This window comes from Streptomyces calidiresistens, from assembly GCF_014141525.1.
In the GTDB taxonomy this organism is placed as follows: domain Bacteria; phylum Actinomycetota; class Actinomycetes; order Streptomycetales; family Streptomycetaceae; genus Streptomyces; species Streptomyces calidiresistens.
The window spans coordinates 1-2,049 of record NZ_VKHS01000899.1; the positions used below are offsets into that span (position 1 = coordinate 1).

At 69.1% G+C, this 2,049-nt stretch carries 3 protein-coding genes and 1 pseudogene; 3 read left to right on the forward strand and 1 reads right to left on the reverse strand.

Annotated features, from left to right (window positions below):
* Window positions 1-16: 16 nt before the first annotated feature.
* A complete protein-coding gene (locus tag FOE67_RS23910) occupies window positions 17-502 on the reverse strand; it encodes an ATP-binding protein (protein ID WP_182666914.1) in 486 nt (161 codons plus the stop codon).
* A 186-nt stretch (window positions 503-688) separates the two neighbouring features.
* Here FOE67_RS23910 and FOE67_RS23915 point away from each other — a divergent pair, with 186 nt between their 5' ends.
* The 3 genes and pseudogenes from FOE67_RS23915 to FOE67_RS23925 form a co-directional block, all read left to right on the forward strand.
* Complete coding sequence (locus FOE67_RS23915; protein ID WP_182604818.1) at window positions 689-1,546, forward strand: helix-turn-helix domain-containing protein; 858 nt, start codon at window positions 689-691, stop codon at window positions 1,544-1,546.
* Between the two features lie 20 nt (window positions 1,547-1,566).
* Complete coding sequence (locus tag FOE67_RS23920; RefSeq protein WP_182666915.1) at window positions 1,567-1,749, forward strand: DUF397 domain-containing protein; 183 nt, start codon at window positions 1,567-1,569, stop codon at window positions 1,747-1,749.
* 8 nt (window positions 1,750-1,757) lie between these two features.
* A pseudogene (locus tag FOE67_RS23925) lies at window positions 1,758-2,049 on the forward strand (hypothetical protein); the annotation flags it as partial.

Sequence of the window (2,049 nt, forward strand, 5' to 3'; positions counted from 1 at the left end):
CCGCCCGCCCGGGCTCTCACCCCCGCGCCGCCGCTCCCGTCCACTCCACCGCCCGGCCGGCCGGGTCCTCCGGCGGCACGTCCACCTCGGCCCACACGGTCTTGCCGCCGGCATCCACGGTCACGCCCCACCGGTCGGCGACGGCCTCCACCAGGAGCAGTCCACGGCCGAACGTCTCCTGCGGCCCCGCCGGCCTGCGGAACGGCAGCCGGTCGGCCCGGCCGTCGGACACCTCCACCCGCAGAGCCGCGCCGTGCAGCACCACGCGCACCCCGAACGGCCGCTGCCGGGAACACCCGTGCAGTACCGCGTTGGCCGCCAACTCCCCCGCCACCAGCGCCACCGTCGGCGCCATGTCCGGCTGCCCCCACTCGATGGCCACCCGTGTCGCCCACCGCCGCGCGGCACCCGCGTTCCCGAGCAGCGGCTCGTACTCCCGACGGCCCTCCCGCTCCACCGGCGGCGACGACAGCGGGGACGGGAGGGGAAGCGACGGCACCATGCGATGTCCCTTCGGAGGAGGACGCCCCACACACCCCTTGACTCAAAGTGTGCGAGTCATTACGGAATGAAGCATCGTTCGAAGTGTCCCATTTTGCAAGTCACTCAAAACAGTTGGTTCCCAAGTTCGATTCCGTAGTGCTCATCCCCCATGACAGGATGCGACCGATCAGGGGAGGTTCCACCGATGAGCACAGAACTGCGTTCCACCGTCCGACGCCGCGTCCTGGGCACCAATCTCCGCCGACTGCGCGAGGATCGCGGCCTGCTCCTGGAGGACGCGGCACGTGAGCTGAGCTGCCATCCGGGGAAGATCAGCAGGATCGAGACGGGACGCTCCGGCATCCGACAACTCGACCTCAAGGTGCTCCTCGACCTGTACGGGGTATCTGATCCCCACACCCGGGAGAGCTGGCTGGCGCTCGCCCGCGAAAGCCGTCGGGAACGGTGGTGGCAGGCGCTGGAGGATCGACTGCCGCAGGACTTCCTCGATCTCATCGGCCTGGAAGAGGAAGTGGCCGCCTGCCGGGGCTTCCAGCCCTCCACCGTGCCGGGCCTCCTGCAAACCGAGGCATACGCCACGGCGATCATCCAGGGTGGAGAGCCCGGCCCACTCGACGAGGACCGGCGAACCCGCGTGCAGGTCCGCCTGGAGCGACAGAAGGCCCTCACCCGCACCACGAACCCCCTCACCCTGTGGATCGTGCTCGGGGAGACAGCGCTGCGCCAACAAGTGGGCGGTGCCGGGGTGTTGCGTGACCAACTGCGGCACCTGATCGAGATGGCCCGGCTTCCCCGGGTCACCTTGCAGGTACTACCCTTCACCGCAGGTGCATGTCAGGGCGGGATGCTCCCGTTCCACCTCTACAGCTTCCCCGCGCCGGCGGCGTTGGAGGTCGTTCTCCTCGAACACCTCACCAGTCACGCCTATCTGGAGTCCGCCACCGACACGGCGCACTACACCCGCGTCTTCGACCACATCCGGGCCACGGCCCTCGGACCGATGGAGTCGGAGGCGTACATCCAGCGCCTCGCCAAGGAATGATCCCGACCCGGAGGTGAACGGTGAACACGTCCCGAGCCACATGGATCCGAAGCAGTCACAGCATGCAGAACGGCGAGTGCGTCGAGATACGACGCGGGACCGACCACGTGGGCGTGCGGGACTCCAAGCGCCCCACCGGCCCCCGCACCCGCATCCCCACCGAGGCGTGGACGGCCTTCCTCCACCACCTCACCCGGAACTGAACGGTCCCATGAACCCCAACCCCCAGGCGGTACTGCTCGGCATCTTCGCCGCCCTGTTCCTTCTCCCCGGCGTGCTCCTCATCCTCCGCCCGCCCACCTCCGGCGTCTTCCGACGGAAACGACCGGGATACCTCGGCGTGGCACTGATATGCGTCTTCGGCGCCGGAGCACTCAACGCCGTCCCACGCCTCCTCGACCTCTCCCCCGACGTGGTTTTCGCAGCCTCCACGGCAGGAGCCGTCTCCATGCTCGTGGGCTGCCTCTTCTCCTACCTCGCCTCCCGCCCCGGCACCCCCACCG